This is a genomic window from Pseudomaricurvus sp. ABR4_320 (genome assembly GCF_056159445.1).
Window position 1 is genome coordinate 24,813 of the sequence record NZ_JBSWVF010000022.1, and the last position, 20,094, is coordinate 44,906.

General features: G+C 47.4%; 19 protein-coding genes. 2 read left to right on the plus strand and 17 right to left on the minus strand.

Annotation, left to right across the window (positions count from 1 at the left end; genetic code table 11):
* Nucleotides 1-12 precede the first annotated feature (12 nt).
* The 11 genes from ACXAFR_RS24565 to ACXAFR_RS24615 form a co-directional block, all read right to left on the minus strand.
* On the minus strand, nucleotides 13-708 hold the full coding sequence (locus ACXAFR_RS24565) for a CIS tube protein (protein ID WP_475182112.1): 696 nt from the start codon (nucleotides 706-708) through the stop codon (nucleotides 13-15).
* A gap of 1 nt (nucleotide 709) precedes the next feature.
* Nucleotides 710-877, minus strand: a complete 168-nt coding sequence (locus ACXAFR_RS24570) for a DUF5908 family protein (RefSeq protein ID WP_475182115.1) — start codon at nucleotides 875-877, stop codon at nucleotides 710-712.
* A 3-nt stretch (nucleotides 878-880) separates the two neighbouring features.
* The gene (locus ACXAFR_RS24575) at nucleotides 881-1,372 is read right to left on the minus strand and encodes a phage tail protein (protein WP_475182118.1); all 492 of its coding nucleotides are present in this window, start codon (nucleotides 1,370-1,372) and stop codon (nucleotides 881-883) included.
* 12 nt (nucleotides 1,373-1,384) lie between these two features.
* Nucleotides 1,385-1,852: a phage tail protein gene (locus ACXAFR_RS24580; RefSeq protein WP_475182120.1), complete on the minus strand. Its 468-nt coding sequence runs from the start codon at nucleotides 1,850-1,852 to the stop codon at nucleotides 1,385-1,387.
* Nucleotides 1,853-1,903: 51 nt separating this feature from the next.
* A complete protein-coding gene (locus tag ACXAFR_RS24585) occupies nucleotides 1,904-2,947 on the minus strand; it encodes a hypothetical protein (RefSeq protein WP_475182122.1) in 1,044 nt (347 codons plus the stop codon).
* A 20-nt stretch (nucleotides 2,948-2,967) separates the two neighbouring features.
* Nucleotides 2,968-3,837 (minus strand): hypothetical protein, encoded by an 870-nt coding sequence (locus ACXAFR_RS24590; RefSeq protein WP_475182124.1) that lies wholly within the window; start codon nucleotides 3,835-3,837, stop codon nucleotides 2,968-2,970.
* Nucleotides 3,838-3,879: 42 nt separating this feature from the next.
* Complete coding sequence (locus tag ACXAFR_RS24595) at nucleotides 3,880-5,319, minus strand: phage tail sheath family protein (protein WP_475182127.1); 1,440 nt, start codon at nucleotides 5,317-5,319, stop codon at nucleotides 3,880-3,882.
* Between the two features lie 45 nt (nucleotides 5,320-5,364).
* Nucleotides 5,365-6,300, minus strand: a complete 936-nt coding sequence (locus ACXAFR_RS24600; protein ID WP_475182129.1) for a hypothetical protein — start codon at nucleotides 6,298-6,300, stop codon at nucleotides 5,365-5,367.
* A 217-nt stretch (nucleotides 6,301-6,517) separates the two neighbouring features.
* Complete coding sequence (locus ACXAFR_RS24605; protein ID WP_475182133.1) at nucleotides 6,518-7,147, minus strand: Pvc16 family protein; 630 nt, start codon at nucleotides 7,145-7,147, stop codon at nucleotides 6,518-6,520.
* Nucleotides 7,148-7,692: 545 nt separating this feature from the next.
* Nucleotides 7,693-9,183: an aldehyde dehydrogenase gene (locus tag ACXAFR_RS24610; RefSeq protein ID WP_475182135.1), complete on the minus strand. Its 1,491-nt coding sequence runs from the start codon at nucleotides 9,181-9,183 to the stop codon at nucleotides 7,693-7,695.
* A 135-nt stretch (nucleotides 9,184-9,318) separates the two neighbouring features.
* Nucleotides 9,319-10,287, minus strand: a complete 969-nt coding sequence (locus ACXAFR_RS24615) for a LysR substrate-binding domain-containing protein (RefSeq protein WP_475182138.1) — start codon at nucleotides 10,285-10,287, stop codon at nucleotides 9,319-9,321.
* Between the two features lie 183 nt (nucleotides 10,288-10,470).
* On the opposite strand from ACXAFR_RS24615, the gene ACXAFR_RS24620 reads away from it, so the two are divergent.
* The gene (locus ACXAFR_RS24620; protein WP_475182140.1) at nucleotides 10,471-11,385 is read left to right on the plus strand and encodes a dimethylarginine dimethylaminohydrolase family protein; all 915 of its coding nucleotides are present in this window, start codon (nucleotides 10,471-10,473) and stop codon (nucleotides 11,383-11,385) included.
* A 3-nt stretch (nucleotides 11,386-11,388) separates the two neighbouring features.
* Nucleotides 11,389-12,621: a Zn-dependent hydrolase gene (locus tag ACXAFR_RS24625; RefSeq protein WP_475182141.1), complete on the plus strand. Its 1,233-nt coding sequence runs from the start codon at nucleotides 11,389-11,391 to the stop codon at nucleotides 12,619-12,621.
* Here the strand turns inward: ACXAFR_RS24625 and ACXAFR_RS24630 are convergent.
* From ACXAFR_RS24630 to ACXAFR_RS24655, 6 genes are all read right to left on the minus strand, one after another.
* Nucleotides 12,610-13,761: an alpha-hydroxy acid oxidase gene (locus tag ACXAFR_RS24630; protein WP_475182144.1), complete on the minus strand. Its 1,152-nt coding sequence runs from the start codon at nucleotides 13,759-13,761 to the stop codon at nucleotides 12,610-12,612. The two genes, ACXAFR_RS24625 and ACXAFR_RS24630, sit on opposite strands and share 12 nt — an antisense overlap.
* An 87-nt stretch (nucleotides 13,762-13,848) precedes the next feature.
* The gene (locus ACXAFR_RS24635; protein ID WP_475182146.1) at nucleotides 13,849-14,976 is read right to left on the minus strand and encodes an aromatic ring-hydroxylating oxygenase subunit alpha; all 1,128 of its coding nucleotides are present in this window, start codon (nucleotides 14,974-14,976) and stop codon (nucleotides 13,849-13,851) included.
* Nucleotides 14,977-15,142: 166 nt separating this feature from the next.
* Nucleotides 15,143-16,522, minus strand: a complete 1,380-nt coding sequence (locus ACXAFR_RS24640) for a YjiH family protein (protein WP_475182149.1) — start codon at nucleotides 16,520-16,522, stop codon at nucleotides 15,143-15,145.
* Nucleotides 16,523-16,532: 10 nt separating this feature from the next.
* Nucleotides 16,533-17,495, minus strand: a complete 963-nt coding sequence (locus ACXAFR_RS24645; RefSeq protein ID WP_475182151.1) for a 2-hydroxyacid dehydrogenase — start codon at nucleotides 17,493-17,495, stop codon at nucleotides 16,533-16,535.
* Nucleotides 17,492-19,156, minus strand: coding sequence for a 5-guanidino-2-oxopentanoate decarboxylase (locus ACXAFR_RS24650; protein WP_475182153.1), 1,665 nt, complete (start codon nucleotides 19,154-19,156; stop codon nucleotides 17,492-17,494). The genes ACXAFR_RS24645 and ACXAFR_RS24650 overlap by 4 nt, the downstream gene beginning before the upstream one ends.
* Nucleotides 19,157-19,206: 50 nt before the next feature.
* Nucleotides 19,207-20,085 (minus strand): sugar phosphate isomerase/epimerase family protein, encoded by an 879-nt coding sequence (locus tag ACXAFR_RS24655; protein WP_475182154.1) that lies wholly within the window; start codon nucleotides 20,083-20,085, stop codon nucleotides 19,207-19,209.
* Nucleotides 20,086-20,094: the final 9 nt, after the last annotated feature.

A 20,094-nucleotide genomic window follows, 5' to 3' on the forward strand; every position in this document is an offset into this window, starting at 1 on the left:
ATACTCAACTGTTCATTCTGATTTAGTAATGGGTGGGAAACGTAACCCCGCGCCGGGTTTAAGAGTTCGAATGCTCGTAAGATCATTTACTCTTGCCACCTGAAGCAGATGCTTCGTATCGTTGTAGATACTGTGCGTCATCACATCCAATCGGTCACCAGCTCTGACTTCCTTAAGATGAGTTAAGTCCGGAGAACTATTACGCGATTTTGCAGCTCTCTCTTTAGGTGCACGGTACCCCCGAAACGTAGCGCTGATTTTGATTCGCAGAGGTTCTCCAGTAGGTTCAAACAATTGGTAATTTATCTGCAATTCAGAAAGCATGCACGAAAACACCAAAGATTCACCCCAATGTACCTTAAGTTTGTTGGGACAATGGGTTTTGCCGTTGACCTCATAGACCATCTCTAAGAAGTGATCGAGCTGCAATTGGGCTGTACGCTTTTCAGGAACAGAATAGCGATAGTTTTCTATTGAACCAGTTCCATCTATAATAAAATCCAGCTTTAAATCCTCTGGCGGAGTAGATATATAGCGAGGATCCGTACCCTCTTCCCCGTGACTAGTCCGATTGTCCGTGTCTATTTTTAGATGTGAGGAATAGCTCTCAGGATTAACGGGCAAATAGTAGGGATTGCCAATTTGATTACGATATTCCTTATCTTTGTAGGCTACGATCATAACTTTCTCTAAGGCACCACCACTCATTCTACCGTCCCGCCCTTTCTTCTAAAATCTCCAGTACCTTTTCTACAATCAGATTCACGTCAGCTTGCTTTTTCTCTGTAGCGTCGCCTACTTTATTTTGATTTACTCTTTGCTCGGATTCAGCAGAAACCGCAGCTCGAATTACTAATTCTCTTATTTCAAGCGGCATGATTCAGGGATTCTTATACGTAAATCGATTGTAATGTAACTCAAGCGTCTCAATCAGCACTTCACTGCGCTCGGCATTCAACTCTCCAATTTTCCAATTTTTAGGCCAGACATGCTCAAGGTCCCATTTCACCAGCACCTCATGATTATCGCCTAACAGTTCTACACTCACGATCCTGAGTGGCTTCACTTTTAAATCTACGAAAGTTGAAAGACACCATTTAGTAATTCCAGACTGGTTGGGATGAAGCAGTCCACGTTTGAGTACGAGGGAAGAAGAATATTTAGATCGACCTGGCATTGCATGCGTAAAGCGATTTTCACCGCCCTCTTTCCACTCTTCAGTTTCCATTTGCACATCCAACCCCGATACAGATTGAAACCGAACATCGTCTTTATATACCACGCCTTTCTCATCGATATCTTTCAGATCGTGAAAAGTTACCATAAAATGAAATCCGACCATCTGGTTGTCGGTTTTTCTTATGACAGGCACAGCAATGCCCTCTTATTTGGCTTCTAATATAGTTAAGCCCTCATGAGCCAGCTCCATCGTTTCGATCGCAATTTCATTCGCGTCCGCTTTGAGATCGGTCGATTGGATTTTTTTTGCCCATGCGTTTTCGAGCTGCCAGGTGATGATCGGCAAATGCTCTTCATTCAGTAACTTGATTGTCACAGGACGACGATATTTGCTACCACTCTTATTACCTTCCTGAAAGTAATAGGATTCTTTCCATAGCGTATAGAATTGAAAATCGCCCTCAAAAGTGCCCCGCTTGAGTGTAATATCACTGTATTTAGTTAAACCCGGCTGTTTTAACTTGTTATATTTTTTGCTGGACCCCTCGCGGTATTCAATGACCTCGGTCTCAAAATCCAAACCACTAACTTCTGTAAAACCAATCCTGAATCCGTCACCCCACTCAACCTGAAAGTGAAACTTGGGTATAGGGTAATCTCCTTGTGCTGGCATTTGACGGGCTCTCCATTATTCAAGTCAAGTTAGGAACTCATTGCGTAATGATCAAGCTGTTTTAGCAGCCTCTACAGCCTGTATCGCATCGTTGAGGCCGTTGTAGTAAGCCAGTGCTTCCTCAGACAATTTTTTACGCTTTTCCGCCTCTACTTTCGTAGCTGCTGTGGTGGTTATAGCCTTTTCATATAGGTCAGAAATTTTCTCATAATAATCACTGTTTTTACTATTTGTTATGTCTTCCATCTTAAGAATGGGAAAATAGGTTTTCTCGGGAAACATAACGTCACTGCTACAAGGCAGCTCCCCGGAATTGCTATCCTGGTTATTTGATATGGCGTTACCCTTCGATTGCTGGTTACCACATTTTCGTTCGCGCTTGGTATACATCTTTTGGCCAGAAATGCGATCTTTAAGGTCTTCCAGCTGCCACTTGATTCCAAGATTCTCGTCCGCTTCGGGAAAATCGACTGCCGCTGCCACCTGATTAGACTGGTAGACGATGAGTAGTAGGTTATTTAAAAGCTCAACTTCCAACCCCTGTACCACTTTAACTTTTTCTTCAAATGGAAGAATACATTCCAATGCCTTGTTCTTTCGTTCTGCGTCTAACTTTTCACTACATTCAATTCTCTGCCTAAGAGCTTGGATCTGGCCCAGGTCATCCTCACACGATGTACTGACAAACAGCATGGTCGATACACGCTCAAATATAGACTTAACCAGGCATAAGACAGCTTGGGTCGTTATTATTGTTTTATCCGTCTTGATGCGAGCGATAACATTTAAAAACTCTTCAATTCCATTGTAGGTTGTTACAGCTTTACTATGGGCTTCCTCAGCATCCTCTTTCCATTTTTTAAGTTTAGATTCCCAGGATAGAGCACTAGCATACAGATCGTTTGCTGACTGAAGTGACGCCAGAGCTTTCTCGCTGTGCTGGCGAGCGTCGATACGCTTTTTCTTCCAACTATCAATACAGTTTTTTTCAGTTGAGTTGCAATTGTCCTGCTCAACATCTTCGCAACAGCTCTTACGCTCATTCTCCGAAAGAAATGGAGAATAGTTCTCTTTATCTAATGGATTGCTACTCATAGTTATATACCTTCGCTGTACTAATCCTTATCATTAGCGCTATAGCAACCCGAAGCCGGGTCATCGCTGGCTTGAGCGGGTTCAGCCATCTCCTTGCATATGACTTCCACACAACCGATTGGCGGGCAAGTATTCTCTCCGCAGACAAAATCTTTAGTGCTCGAAGCTGCGTTGAAACTACCAGTCGAATGAAAATAGCCAAATTCTTGCTCATTAAGCAGCATATGTACGCTATTTAACTGTGTCTGCTGGGCAGTTAGATTTTCCATAGCGGTGTTCACTAATTGGTCAGTCAGGGCTTTAAGATCATCGACGTTTTGGCTCAAAGACTGACCATGGGACGTTAACGTTTCAACACTTGAGAAGGTATGGATACCAGCAGAATTCAACAGGGCTGCTGCAGACGTCTTACCGTCATCGTTGAGGAATTTTGCAGCGTCACTAACACTTTTAAGTTCGCTCTCTTTCGGTATGTCAGAGTCTTTTAGATCCAGATGACTGATCAAACAATTGCGCATCGTGCAGGCTGCATTATTGACCTCGTGTAGCTTTGCCTGCAGATCAACAAGTGATTTACACGCGTTGGATATGCCACTTGCCAGTTCCTTATCCTTTTCGACAATCGTGCCGATCTTGCTGAAAATTTTTGTCGCACTGTCCTGCATATCATAGAGTTCAAAATTATTCATATCGCGGAAATACAAATAAGTTTGCTCTGTGATCGCTAATGTACATAGTACATATCCACGCAAGGCTTCTGCTGACTCTCTCTGGATTTCTGCTAGATATCGTTGTTCCTGGTTTTCAGTAATTTCCGTATCAAGAGACTCTATAAAAAGGCAAACTGGAGTTCTGGATTCGTTGCTGCTGCAGTTTTGTTTTTTAGCCATTGTTTCAATTTCCCTTTTATAGCCATTAACAACCAGAGAGCTTTATGATTCGGACAGCATCTTGTGGCTAAACTGGAGAATAATAAACTCTGCAGGTCGGACCACGGCCATCCCAATTTCGACGATCATCCTGCCTTCCCAGATATCCAATTCAGTCATCGTTTCATTCAATCCAACTCGAACATAGTAAGCTTCTTCTGTAGTGGTTCCCATCAAAGCGCCTGCTTTCCACTGTAAGGTTAGATAATTTTCAATCATGGATCGAACCCGCGTCCAAGTATTGCGATCGTTTGGCTCAAACACGAATTGAGCACTGGCATTTTTGGCAGACTCTTCCACCATGTTGAAGAAACGTCGAACCGGGACGTAGCGCCATTCATTGTCATTACCAGCCAGGGTTCTAGCGCCCCAGACTAAAATCCCCCTTCCCGTAAAAAAGCGAACGACATTGACGGATTTTCCAGATTGATCATCAACATTGAGACGCCCCTGCTCTGCATCAGTAAGGAGTATTGCAGGCTTGATCACTGAATTCAGACTGGCATTGGCTGGTGCTTTCCATACCCCCCTGGCCGCATCTACTCTGGCATAAACTCCAACAATTGCTGGGGACGGCGGCATTACACAAGGGATTGCGCGCAATGCACTGCGGGCGCGAAAATAGAGGCTATTGTTTTCGGATTTCAGCTCCTCGAGAGTGATAACAGATCCTGCGTTATCGACGTTGACATTTCCGTCGCCAGAGCCTTCGCCGCCATAGAAGAGATCCAGAGTAGTTTCTAGATTAGGAAAGTAGGCGGCTGCATATTTAAGTGAGTCAATCTCTGAACCTATTTGATCTCGCAATGCCTCAATATTCGTAAACCACTCTTCCTCAGCAAGCTGCGGATCCTGATAAACATCCATGACTGTAAAGCGATCCTGTAGGTTGACACACATAGCAATCGCTTGTTTATACAAATCATAGTAATCGACTTGCTGATCAAGATTGGTCGCGTCGGGAAACACATACAAGGTTATTTCGTTTTCCCTCTCGGTCGCATTGAGACCAGTCAGGAGTTCTGGAGTCTGTAAACCCGCGTCGGAGTAAATCCCCGTGGACACGATATAGCAGGGCCCGCCACCGTTATCGAAATATAGTTGGAGGGCATAATACATCTGAAATTTGGATCGGCCTGCGTCGCCCACCTTAGCCGTTACATCAAAACTCCCGTCAAAGTTTTTCTTAATCGTTACGAGAAGATTTTCCTCTACGGCTGCAAAGCCAAAGTATCTCTCATACTCTAGCATAGAGCTAATGCGCGTTGGCTGATTAATCAATGATTCAGCGCGACTGTTTTCTGCTTTTTCAGTATATCCAATAAAGGCTGGAATAGCCGTCTCTACCTGAGCGATTGAAGGAGGTAATTTTGGAATCTCCTCAATATAAACGCCTGGAGTTTTGAGACGGGGGATCAGACTGGTAGTGGCCATAATTTCCATTCATCCTTGGCATTATTGAGATTGCTATATATTCTTTCTAGTTTTTTACCTAGTAAAATCAGCGAAAATCGGGTTCAGGTCGTTGAATTCTATGTCGCTGATCAGCTTCCCGTTTTCTATCTTCATCGTACCTGGCTGAGCGTTTGGTAATTGAATTTCACTTTCTATCCTTGAAAGCGGTGCCCTATCTCTAGTGATAGAATATGGAATTTTGGTTACGAAGCGTCTACCGATAACATCTGAAACTAGTCCTGCAGTACTTATCATTTTTTCACGCTCCTCAGCAGAAAATCCATTACGCTTTGTAAAACGCCAGTAGGTCTTACGGCTCGCAAATCTAATTTCGTAGACCGGATGTTTAATACGCTCTTCTATTTCATCAAATCGAGTTGATAGGAATCCCTGACCATCAATAGAATAAATAGAGTTATCTTCCCCTTTAAGAGATATTTTTATTACACCAAATAGATTACGCTCACTTCTTTGACTCAAGCCGGACTGCCAATCCCTATACCACTCTTCCTTCCTCTCCAGTTGTCGATCTCCCTGGTGGACCAAGCCAGTTCCTTCTGTGAACAACCAAGATGATCTGTCACCATTGTTATCCTTAATTGCTTGTCTGATACCACCACCGATCCGAGCGAGATCTCCCATACGATAATTGCCTCCCGGAACTACTGGTTCAACGGGTTGGGAAAGTGAAGCGTCATCATGAGTACCTTGATTAGAAAAATAGTAAAGTTTATCGGCCTTGGATAAACTCAAATTTGTAAACGAATTAAATATTGGATTTTCTATTTTAATCCCGATTATAATTTCAGAGATATTAGCTAGATCGATGACCGGTTTAAAACGAATATTATTTGATACTTCAATCTCTTTTACTTCGACACCGATAAAAAATCCTGTAGCAGTTGTTACCAGCTTCAAATGCTGCTTATTATATTTTTTAGATTCGTTAGAACTGAGTATGAACGACAAATCTGATCGAATGTCATATCGAAATTCGCCTAATATATCTAGCAGCCGCTTTCGTTGTTGGTCTACATTCAAAGAAAAGTACGACCGTAATTCGTTGCTACCCGGTGTAGTTGACTGCAAATAATAATCATGCAGGAATCTCACCTCAAACATCTTTTTGTATACGATATTTGACATCACTTTATACAATCAGTTAGAGGTGGAGCGTTACAGTATGCTACTGTTCCACCTTGATATCATAATTTACTGACTCAATGAGAGGAGCCTCATTTGAAATCATTCCTTGTATTTTTGCCATACGAAACAAATACATAACAAACGGATATTGTTTACCACCAAGAGATCCCCACAAATGATTAATCTGTTCAAAAGTGAGCGTATACAACTCGGGAACGAGCCGGATCTCATTAAGCATCCGCTCATTCAAATTTCTACCATTCGGATTAAACGTTGGTGAACTTTGTAAGGTAAACACTTTTTTCAACTGAAAGAATTCGACAATCGCAGCAATTCGGGACAGAGCTTTTTGATAAGATTGGTCGGCTGAATCCTGACCTGGATCAGATAACGTCGCGGAAAACAAAAAATAAAGATTTAAAAAAACAGGGGGAGAAGCCATCGTAATACCGCCGGTTAAGGCGTTTCTCGACCAGCCTTTTCCATTTTTAAGAGAGCTTTCTTCCTCAAGATTCACGAGAGTCATAACGACTTTATCAGACAAGGGACTGCCAGCTTCTTGCTGAGCGACGTTCCCCAAGATAACCTCGTCGTCTCTACCAATAATATTAACTTGCTGCAAGTAGCTTCGCATTTCATCTCTGATGAATACCGCCGATTCGTTTAGCATAAAAATCCTTTTAGGCAGATATAACTGTTAATATCTGGGACTTATGAACTCGCGACTAACTACTATTCGTATAGGCCAACAACTAGGATAAACGAATATTTTTTCGTTGATTCAAATATTCCTTCCTTACAAATGTTTTTATTTACCAACCTTATCATTTATGGAGTGATATTAAATATTCTTGCGTGACAAATTTAAAACCTTGCTAGATTTTTTTATATTTTACAATTAGCTGTTAAGAATAATAATTCATACTGAGTTTATGCTAATTACTACTATTTTTCTTCCCCCATTTGGGGGATATTTGGCAGGTATATATTCTTTTTTATTTTTATTCGCTCGATTAAGCCTACTATCACTCGATTTTTGTAATAGATTTTTACCATTCAATACAACTTAATGCGTTACTCTACGATATAGAATAAAAATCCATATACCCGAAAAAAGATATTTCGATAGCTGGATTATAATTATCCTTCATCTAATCAATATTTGGGCTATCGCAATAATCCCGGAACCCGTTTATCGTTTTTTTAAGCAGTTTATTATTTTAACTGAATCCAGGTAGTTTTCAGTTCGGTATATTTTTCCAATGCATGGAGAGATTTATCGCGCCCGGTTCCCGACTGTTTGTAGCCGCCGAACGGTACGGTTATATCACCGACATCATAGCAATTCACCCAGACGCTACCCGATCTCATTCGCGAAGAGACTCGATGGGCGCGATTCAGATTGGCGGTCCACACTCCAGCGCTTAAGCCATATTCACTAGCATTAGCCAAGGCAATGGCTTCTTCTTCTGAATGAAACCGTTGACAACTGAGTACGGGGCCAAAGATTTCTTCGCTTACGATTCGCATGTCCAGCGTAACGCCATCGAAAATGGTCGGCGCGTAATAACAGCCACCAGCGACTGGCTGCTCGGCCTTACCGCCGAGCAACAGTGAGGCTCCCTGCTCCAGACCAGACTGTACAAATCCGTCCACAACCTGGAGGTGTTTTGCATCCACCAAGGCACCAATCTGCGTCTCGGGATTGAGTGGGTGCCCAATAGATAGATGTTGACTGGCTGAGACCAATAAAGCCATAAACTCATCGGCAATACCTTCTTCAATCAACAGACGTGACGCTGCAGAACACACTTCACCCTGATTAAAAAAGATCGCCAAGGCTGCCGCTTCCGCGGTTGCCTGCAAATCATCACAGTCCGCAAATACCAAGTTAGCGCTTTTTCCACCGCACTCGACAAAGGTACGCTTCATATTGCTGAGAGCGCCAACAGACATAAGATGTTTGCCAATGGCGGTGGAACCGGTAAATGCCAAGCCATCCACACCCGGATGCCGAGCCAAAGGTTCGCCTGCCTGTGTTCCGAAGCCTGGCAGAACATTTAATACACCGGGTGGTAAACCGGCTTCCAATGCCAACTCACCGATACGCAGTGCAGTCAGCGGTGAGCGTTCGGAGGGTTTCAGAATGACCGAGTTACCCGTGGCTAACGCTGGCCCCAATTTCCAGCAAGCCATCGCTAACGGGAAGTTCCAGGGTACAATTGCTGCGACGACACCGAGGGGCTCACGGGTGATGGTCGCCAACACATCGTTCGCTGTCGGTGCCACCTCACCGTAGAGCTTATCGATCACTTCTGCATTCCAGGCAATTGAACTTATGGCATCAGGTAGGTCAATCGCTACAGCGTCACCAATGGGTTTACCCATATCCAGAGTTTCCAACAATGCTAACTCTTCAGCATGGCGAGACATGAGTTCAGCGAACTTTTGCAAACAACGTTTGCGATTGGCTGGAGATTCCCGTGACCAATCGCCCCGTTCAAAAACGGTTCGAGCCGAAGCCACGGCGATGTCTACATCAGCGGCGTCACAAGACGGAATGTTTGCTAAAACTCGACCGTCAATGGGGCTGATGCAGGCAAAGGTCTCGCTCGCCTGAGCATCAGTTTTTTTACCGTCAATAATCGCTTGCCGGGGAATAGAAACATCGGCGGCGCGCTGCTGCCACTCACTAAAACTGATCATGATTCACCTAAAATGCGGATAAAACGAATACTGAAAGATCGACGCTGGCCAAACCCACTACGCTAAATGCCGTGCGCCGAAGACTCAAGTCAAAATAGACGACCCTGGTGGTGCCTTTTCGCTACCATAGTCGTTTTAAGCGCCGTCTGATTGGCTAAGGGACTGCACCAGACCTTGGGCATTCTCATCCAAAGACACACCATTGCTACCCATCCAGTCAAACAGTGATCCGATAAACAAACGCGCACGGGTGGTGAGCAAGTCGACGGGATCAGCCACCAGATAAATTGACTGGCCGACGGTATAGGCATTTTCCATCACTGGCATTAAACGGCCGCTCTTAAAATCCTCCCGCACCTCGAAGGGTTCGGCCAAGGCCATTCCCATCCCTAAGCGTGCAGCTTCTATCGCCTGGTAAGCGTGATCAAAATAGGTATTTTGCTGTGCTGGCTGATAATCCAAACCTTGGCTGGTAAACCAGGATTGCCACTGTCCCAAACGATCATGTAACAAGGGATACTGACGTAAGTGTTCCGCTTTTTTTAACGACTGCGACAACAATAGTTGTGGGCTGCATACCGGCAAATAACGCTCTTCATACAAATAAGTTACCTGCCGAGTGAGCTCCAGGGGTTCCCCTAAAGCCAAGGCGATATCAAATTCCCGAGGTAATTGCTGTTGCCTGGGTTCAACCGTCAGTACACGGGTATTCACTTCCGGATAGCGGCGGTGAAAATCCGCCAGGATATGTAACAACCAGCTCATAGCAATGGTCGGCGTTGTCGCGATGATTAATTCGCCACTGATATTTTCCGGATCCAGATAAACGATACCTCGGTTGAGAGTATCGAAAGCCTCCTGCACACTCTGAAGAAAACGACTGCCCGCTGCCGTCAAGGCCAAGCGATTGCCCGAACGATAAAACAGATCAACACCGAGCCGCTCTTCCAATTGTTTCACCTGACGACTGAGGGCTGGATGGGAAACATGCATCTCCGCAGCGGCTCGACGAATATGACAGTGACGCCCCACCACTTCGAAGGCCCGCAGGGACGTCAGGGGGATGTGACGTAAATTTATCGAGGGCTGACGCTTGGAAGTCACAACGGATTCACTCTGGTGCCTTGAGGTTACTCAATCGGTAAAAAATTATTGCTTGCAGCTACAAATATACACCATAGACTGGATAAACTTCAGCGACTATTCCAGCCTCTTTGGCATCAGCGTTAAACGCTTTAGTCATACATCCGTATGTAAACCTCGGTGATCATCTTGGAGCAATACCCCATGAGCGAATTCAGTTTTCAAACCCGGCAAATCGGCGGCGGTACGCCAACCTTAACTAACTGGGGACTGGATTCGGAAACCGGTGTCCTGAAAGACGTTTTATTGGCTCCAGCAACCCATTTTGAATGGCTGGCCAGCAACTCTACCTCGCGGCGATCACTGCGCAAAGGTTTTCAGTTCGATCAGGCAACGGCTATCGCACAGCATAGAGACATGCAAGCCTGCTATGAAGCGGCCGGCGTAACCGTTCATACACTGCAAGCCAATCCAGTACTGCCCTATCAAATTTTCACCCGGGACTCGTCCGTTATGACGCCGTGGGGCGCAATTGTTACCCAGCTTTCCAACCATTGGCGTCGAGGTGAATACTCTGAGATTATCCAGTTTTATCATCGCTCCCAGATTCCCATCTACGATATGGTCACCACGGGTACCTTCGAGGGTGGGGATTTCCATGTCATTAAACCCGGCGTAGTGCTCTGTGGGTATTCCGGAGATCGCACCAATCAAGCGGGCATTGATCAAGTCGGTGCCTGGTTCGAAGCAGAGGGTTGGGAATTCAAACGCTATGCCTTCGATCCTTTTTACCTGCATATGGATGTGGTTTTTTCCATGCTCACCGATGGCCTCGCAGCCGTTTGTGTTGATGCCGTAGATCCGGAATTTCTGTCTTGGCTTAAACAGCAAGGTATCGAGATCGTCAAAATTCCTTTTCCGGAAGCCATGAATAACATGGGCTGCAATGTGGTATCCCTCGGCGCAGATCGAGTACTACTCCCAGCCGAGGCGGACTTTTTGGCAGACAGCTGTCGTGCGAATGGCTTAGAGGTGATTTCTGTGGACGTATCGATGATCTCCCGCGGCGGTGGTAGCCTGCACTGCATGTGTCAGCCGTTACGCCGGGAGAGTTACTAAACCATGACCACAGAACTTCGAATAAATGGCAAACGCCTTTGGCAGTCCTTGATGACTATGGCTGAAATTGGAGCTACCGCCAAGGGTGGCTGTAATCGCCAAGCTCTCACCGACCTGGATCGTCAGGGCCGTGATTTGTTTTGTTCCTGGGTAGAAACCTTGGGCTGCGAGATCCGTATCGACGCCATGGGCAATCTCTTTGCCCGACGGGCGGGATTGGATAATAGCCTGCCTGCCGTTGTAACTGGCTCTCATCTGGATACCCAGCCCACCGGCGGTAAGTTTGACGGGGTTTATGGTGTTCTCGCTGGCGTTGAAGTTTTACGAACTTTAGAGGAAAACCAAATCGCCACCCAGGCTCCTATCGAAGTCTGTGTCTGGACCAATGAAGAAGGTGCCCGCTTCTCACCGGCGATGGTTGGCTCCGGAGTCTGGTGCGGAGAATTTTCCTTGGACTATGGGCTCTCACGAACCGATAAAGAGGGCAAAAGTCTCAGTGACGAGTTAGATAAGATCGGCTATCGGGGTAGCGAGCCTTGCACCCCCTACCCCATTAAAGGCTTTATTGAATTACACATTGAGCAAGGGCCGATTCTCGAACAACAGCAGAAAACCATCGGCATTGTACAAGGTGTACAAGGCATGAATTGGTACGATCTAAACTTGATCGGTTCACCAGTGCACGCCGGTCCGACACCCATGGATCAACGCCGTGATCCGTTTATGGCACTACACGGTATTCTCGCTGAGCTCTATCAATTAGCCGAAGAATATGCGCCTTGGTCGCGGGTTACCTTTGGCGATATCTCTGCTACACCAGGTTCTCGTAACACCGTTCCCCAATCCTTGAAATTGACCGTTGATCTTCGCCATCCGCTACAAGCTGAACTTGATGTGATGGAAGCCAGGTTTAGATCCCTGGTACAGAATCATTGTGATAAACACCAGATTGAGTTCTCTATCGATACCGAATGGCTTTCACCCGCAGTCGCCTTTGATGATGCTTGTATCAGCGCGGTAACAACGGCGACAGAATGCTTGGGCTATGACGCCATAGAGATGTTTTCCGGCGCCGGCCACGACTCGGTTTATGTCTCACGGGTAGCACCCACGTCGATGATCTTTATCCCCTGTAAAGACGGTATTTCCCACAACGAGGTCGAGTATGCATCACCTGGAGACATCACCGCCGGCGCCAATGTATTACTACAAACTCTACTGAATTTAGCGAACTAGCCGTTCACTCAGTTCGACAGGATGTTGGCAGCCCAATTGCGCCATCACCTGTTCGAATTGCCGGGCCAACATCTCCACCGTGTGGCCAGCCCCGGCAGCACCAAGGGCGCCAAGGCCGTACATAAAAGTGCGACCAAGAAACACCGCCTCGGCACCGTAAGCCAAAGCCGCAGCAATATCCTCGCCATTCTGAACACCGCTATCCAGTAACAGAGTGAGTTTGTCTTTGAAGGTTGGCGCCAGACGCTGTAACGCTTCGATAGAAGACAAGCCTCGATTTAACTGACGTGCGCCGTGGTTGGAAATTACCACACCGTCAGCGCCAATCTCTATAGCCGTCCGTAGATCAGACTCCGTCATAATCCCCTTAACCACTAGCGCCCCAGGCCACAAATCCCGGATTTCTGAAAGACCATCACGGTCAACAGGTCCCATGGTGGAACGGTTAACAAAATTCACAAAGTCTTCCGGTTTGATCTCGCCGTTGGGGGCATAGTACAGAAGGGTTTTCATCCGCGGTATTCCCGCTAGAGCGCTACCTGCCACCCAACTTGGGCAGGTCAGCATCTGGCTAATCGACAGAGGGCTTAATTTCGGCGGCATGGATAAACCCCGGCGGATATCTCTGGGGCGATAACCATAGGTGGGCACATCAACCGTTACCACCAACACGGGAAAACCGGCTTGGCTGACCCGACGAATCAAATCACGCCGAACAGACGTCTCTGTAGGGTTGTACAACTGAAACCAGGCATGACCTTCAGCAATGGCTCCGATCTCTTCCACTGAAGCAGATGATACCGTCGATAGCACATAGGGTATTTGATAATCCCTAGCAGCTTTCGCGAGAATCTCCGGCCCCCTCGGCCACATCAATCCTTGTAAACCAATCGGGGCAACACCAAAAGGAAACCGATACTCACGCCCGAACAACTTCACTCTGGTTGAGCTGCCCGCTAGCTCCTCCCGCGAACGACAGGAACGGGATTCAAACAACACCTGTTGTAATTGCTCACGATTACGCGCTAAACCTTGATCGGAAAAGCAGCCACCATCCAGGTAATCAAAGGCAAAAGCAGGAATACGTTTGCGCGCCCTGTGACGCAAACTTTCTGTATCGGGAAACCGGTGATCAAACACGTAACATCTACACTCTTAAAACCACTGAGTGGTATTCTCTATTTTTTGTCTGCTGAAGGCTAGCTTCGGACCTGCTCTCAAAAAATCTTACGCTTGCATCTTACGCAGCCACGCCTGATGAAATCCGAGACTGATTTTATCCCAGGCATCAACCAAGTGAGACTCCGCCGCCTCCGGTGCGGAACGGGTCACCTGCAATTTATCCAGCAGTTCAATATCCTGACGATTCACTTCATTCAATGCCGCGCTGAGCGCTGAGCGCTGTTGTGTATATTCCTCAGCCATAGCATCAGGATTGGCGGCAAAAATAGTCAGGGTCTCGCGGCTAAAATTATGAGCTTCCGGCCGTACAATAATCAATTGCACCCAAACCGGATCCACAAAAATAAGTGTATTAGGGAAGATACAAAACCACTGCTGAGTACCGGCATTTTCTGCCGTTAAATGAGAAAAGTGCGGTAGCGGTTTATCGGTTTTCGCGGGTTTATCGGTAGCGCCATTTTTTAACCGCAAGCCGACAATATCCGGGGATAAAAACAAATCATCCTGGCCCAACGCAGAAGTAATAGTCACCGCCTGGGAATGGACGAAAGGCACATGATAACCATCCAAAAAATTATCTACCGCCAGTTTCCAGTTGCTCACCGATTCGTATTCGGTCGTACTGATCATTTGCATGGAGGCAGGATCATAGCCCGATAATAATTCATCTAAGGGCCGGATGAAGTCAGCAAACGGCTGCGCATCGCCGGAGATATTCACGAAAATCGTATCCCACCAGATCTCGAAACGTACCGGCAACAATCCTTTATCGCTGCGTTCTTCTTTCGACATGGGACTGTTGTCACCATGGACTACCGGTGCTCCTCGCAGCTCGCCATTCAATTGATAGGTCCAGCGGTGGTAGGGACACACAAGCAATTTTCGATTACAGGCTTCATCCACCAAGGGCGCTGCCTTATGACGGCAGATATTATGGAAAACACCAATTTCCATATTTTTATCACGCACAATCAATAACGAGGCATCACCGATACGCACGGGCAGCATATCGCCGACATTCGGTAATTGCTGCGCACAAGCCACACTCACCCACCCAGGGCGTAAAACTTTTTCAGTCTCTTGCCCGAACACATCGGTATCTTTAAAAACGGCGGGCGGCAAGCCCCGCAACGAAGTCTCCTCTTCATCGATGAGATTGACATCAATTAGCATGGCGATAGTTCCAATTTCAAAATCTAAGAAACCTCTGATTAATTACCTACGTTGCCTTTGCTGCGTTAAAGATGATCTCAAAATGCTCATTTACAACACGTAAACCCGAGGGTCGGTCCCACTGCTTTTCGATCATTTTCTCCTTGCACTGGCTGCCTCGCCAACATTAATCAGAGATTCCATCAAATAATAAATGCGCGATGAGGGTCAACACAGGTAACGCAATCACCGTGCGCAGAAAGAAAATAATAATCAGCTGGGGAACCGACAGTGGGATCTTCGAACGCATAATCAGCAACGCAGACTCTGCAAAGAATATGAGTTGCGTAACGGATAACCCTGCCAAAATAAAGCGTGTTACCGGCGACTCCATGGTTCCGGCAATAATGGCAGGTACAAACTGATCCAGCAGACCAATGATCAAACCTGGGGCAGCGGCGCTACTCTCCGGAATCTGTAGCAAATTCATGAGCGGTACAAAGGGCAGCGACAGCCACTGGAGAATCGCCGTATGGTAGTAGATAGTCAGGGCAATAAATTCCACCGTCATAGCCGCCGGCATCATCATGATAAAAATATCAATCATGGTCATAAAGCCTCGCTGCAAGGATTGCAGCGGAGAAGGCGAATGGGCGGCCACCTGCTGGGCTCGGTGTAATGCCCATTTAAAGGTACTGTAACCCTGATCCACTTCTTCCTTAAGTTGCGCACCTTCCTTGGGATAATAATCATCGGCGATACGATTAAGCGGCGGCAGTTTGGGGATAATAATCGCGCAAATACAACACACCAGAGCCATGGTGCCGTAGAAAGGAAAAAAGTAATCTCCAATACCTGCCACCTGGGTAATAATCCAGGCAAAGGGTAAAGAAACTACGGAAAAACTGGTGGCAATGGCTGCGGATTCGCGCGCGCTATAAAATCCGCGCTCATACTGAAAGCTGGTCATCAGCACGGCAATACTCGACGACCCCACCCAGGAGGCCAATACATCCACCGTGGCCCGCCCAGGCAGGTTGAAGATTTTTTGAAAAGGCTTGCGCAATAGAACACCAACAAAATCCAGCAAGCCATAATCACTTAAAAAGGGCAAAAACAGACATCCCAAGGCGATTAAGATAAAGATTGAACCGGCCACATCAATATAGGCAGTGACACCGGTATCTTTGCCGACAATCCAATCAGGCCCGATGCCCAAGGCCAGCATAGTGGCGATCACGCCGCCAATGGTGGACAGCACCACCCAGCTCCAGTGAGAAGCCACAAATATTTTGTGGTGCGGTAACTTCCTCACGAGGGCTCGGGGTGAAAGAAAATACACCAGGGCGATAACCGCACCGATGACGAAGATCGGTAAGGTATAGTGAGGAAAATGTTGTTTAACCTGCTCGGTAATCTGGCTGGATAGAACACCCAACATCACCGTCCAGCTGCCGTTATAGGGCACAGGCGTCAGAAACATCGCGATCCCGAATAGAGAACAGAGGATCCCTTTGACGGTTGCGCCTGTGGCGATCTCCTCGGTTTTCACGGTCGATGCTTCCACGAAATACCCCTCAGTTGACGCCGGTGATGGCCGGCTTGTCCTCAGCGATGGCCAGGATATTATCGATCACCAGCTGGGTCATGGCTTGATAAGCGCGATCTTCGAAATTACAAAAGTGGGAAGTAAGCGCGTAATTGTCCCCCCTAATCGCTGCAGCGGCCTTATCAGAATAAACGTCCAATCCTATTCCGTGTAAACGGCCAGTGTTAAAGCGTTCAATCAACGCCATCTCGTCAATAAGCTCAGCCCGAGCGGTATTGATGACCGTGGCGGAGTCTTTCAATAGCGAGATCATCTCTTCGCTCACCACGCCCCGAGAGGAATCGCTGAGCGGCATATTGATGCAAACGAAGTCACTCTCTCGCATCAAGGTCGCCAGATCCACCTGGCGAGCGCCTAGTTGGCTCTCCAATTCAGGTTTTGCATAACTGTCGAAATACAAAATTTGATGATTGAAACCCAGATAGAGGGTTTCCGCTACACGAGAGCCAATACGACCCATACCTACGATGCCGGTGATTTTGTTGCGAACTTCCACCGCTGTTGGCCGTAAAAACGAAGGATCGGGATCTTGGGAAAGTTGACTGCGCTCCATATGCAGGGCTGGAATTCGCCGCGCAACCGCCAGCAATAGCGCCACGGTTGCCTCGGCAGTAGCGGCAAAAGCTTCTTCCGTCGGGGTATTGGTCACAGTGATTTTGCGGGCGCTGGCTGCCTCAATATCGATATTGGAGTAGCCAATCCCCACATTGGCAATCAATTTTAAGTCCGGCGCTGCAGACTCCAACAATTCAGCATCGATAACATCTTCCGTATGGGTGATCATGACATCGACCTGCCCCATCTGGTCGGCAATCATATCCCTTGGACAGGGTGTGTCTTCTTCACGGCAAATACATTCGATATCCGCCTGTTGCAATTGGGAGATCAAATCGTCGGTGTTAAAAAGCGGGCGCGTTAAAAAAACCTTCATGCGGGATAGGTCTCAAAGACAGCAGCCGTAAACGGAAAATCCGTGACGAACTGATCCGCCACCACATCAATTAAATAGGGACTCTGGTGCTCTTTGGCCATCAATAGGGCTGCCTTAAACGCTTCTAGACTTGCAACTCGTTGCGCAGAGCAACCACACGCCTGGGCCAAGGCCACATAATCCGGGGTATGGATATTCACCCCAACTTGGGGTACATCGGCGGCGTCCATAAAGCGCCGAATCTCCCCATGGCCGGAGTTGTTCCAGACTAAGAAGATCACCGGAATCTCTGCTCCCACCGCCGTGGAGATTTCATTCGAGGTAAATTGACCACCGCCATCACCGGTAAGGCAGATAACTGGAACCTCAGGCCGAGCTAATTTTGCGCCCTGGGCGGCCGGAAAGGCGTAACCCAAGGTTCCAAACCCAGTGGCCGAGTGGAAATAATGATTTGGTTGCTGTGTTTGTAGAAATGCCTGGGCGTAATAACTTAATTGGTTGGAGTCGCCCACCATTATGGCGCTCGGAAGAGCCTGTTCTATAACATCAAAAATCTCACGGTAGCCAGCGGGCAGAACGTTTGCAGTCACTTGATTTAATTGCGCAGCACGCTCAGCCCCGTTGGATACTTCCGTCTTTGAAGAGGAGCCATCCGGCAGTATCCTGTCTAATAAATCTAGTAAATCCCGCACACATTCACCGACGTCAGCTTGGATAGCCACCTCCGGCTTAACGTTACGCATCAATTGCTGGGCATCTATGTCCACCCGCACCAACTTCCCTTTGATTTCAAGATCACCGTAGCCAAAGAAATCATAATCGGTTTCAGATAACTCGGTACCCAGTGCTATCACCAGATCAGCCTTCTCTGCTAGCTCCTGACGAATCCAGGGACAACTGGGAGACGCGCCAACTGCCAATGGATGACTAGGCGCAACCACACCTTTGGCATTGTTGGTATTGATCACCGGGCTATCAATGCGTTCGGCCAATTCGGTAATGGCCTCCCCTGCCCGACAGGCACCGCCGCCTATTACTAGCAATGGTCGGGTGGCTGTCTTTATGAGCGACGCCAGCTCTTCCAAACAATCATGATGAGGCCCCGGCGGCTTGATTCGGGGCCAAGGGATTAAGTCGAGATGGCTGGCGTCGGATTTAAGAACATCGATGGGGATTTCAATATGAACCGGGCCAGGACGCTGGCCGTCGAACACCGCGAATGCTCGCGCCAGTACTTTCGGTAGATTGTTAATATCGAGCAGTGTATGACTGAACACGGACACTTCCGACATCAGGGCCTGCTGGTTGGCCAACTCGTGCAAGCGCCCTTCCCCCATGGCCAGATGGGTACGAGAATTTACCGAAGAAATCACCAACATGGGCACAGAATCCATCAGGGCCTGGCCCATAGCTGTGGCAATATTGGTCATACCGGGACCGGTGATAATAAAACAGACTCCGGGCTTGCCCCCCGCACGGGCGTAACCGTCTGCCATAAAGCCAGCACCCTGTTCATGGCGAGGCGTTACATGGTGAATCTCTGAGGATCGAAAACCACGATAAAGCTCAATGGTATGAACCCCCGGGATACCGAAAACCGTATCGACACCGTAATTTTCTAACAACTTGATGACCGCTTCACCACCCAGCAAAGACGACATACCTTCCTCTCTCAAACGTATTTCTCAAATTACTAATGGTAAATTTTTGGTTAACTGACTAAATCTGCCGACGCCACCGCTCGTGAAGCTTCTTTCCAGAGTTTTTCTGCGGTCGATTTCAATATTTTGGCTTCCTCCCAACGATCACTGAGTTCGTAACCATCGGCGCCGGTAATGGCATAGGGCGGCGGCCCCAGTTCGCAGACAAACACGCAACGAACATCGCTGTCATCGACATGGCGAGTCAACCAATGCTGAAAGCCCTCTTTCCACCAGCTTTGAAAAAGTTCAAACCAGGGATAATGCTGAGGAAAGCCAAAGGAAACTTGTGCCTGCTCTCGGGTACCAACGCGACCGTGAAAAGCCTCTGAGCGTTTCAGTACCCGTGTCACCAGCGCTTCTGCTTCACTGGACAGGGGTAGATACCATTCCTGATTTAATAAGGCGTGGGAGAGATCTGCAACCATGTGTAGGTCGGGAACTGTGTCCATCAACTGCAAGGTAAACAGCAAGTCATTGGTCATGCAGTTACGATGAACTTCCACCAACGTCGGAATACCAGCCTCCTGCCCTATGGATAACCACTCGCGAGTAGTTTTCGCCACCCTCTTCACATCCCATGCAGGAATCTGCCCGATAATACTAATAAAGCGCGCCTGGATGGGTAGTGCCTGAATACTATTTACCAGATCTTGAAAGCCTTCCGGTGATGAGACAAAAACATTAAATACCTGATCCAAGCCATACTCTTCCAGCAGCGGCTGCGCTGCCTGCACCATCTCTACGGAGTGATGAGGCATATCAAAACTAACGCCGGTAAATCCAGCATCGGCAATCGCCTGGATTTTTTCGGCCAGGGTGCGCTGCAAACCGTCAGGCCTGCGCTGCTCCATCCCCCAAAGCGACTGAAAAACATCCAAAGATTGCATTGAAATCCT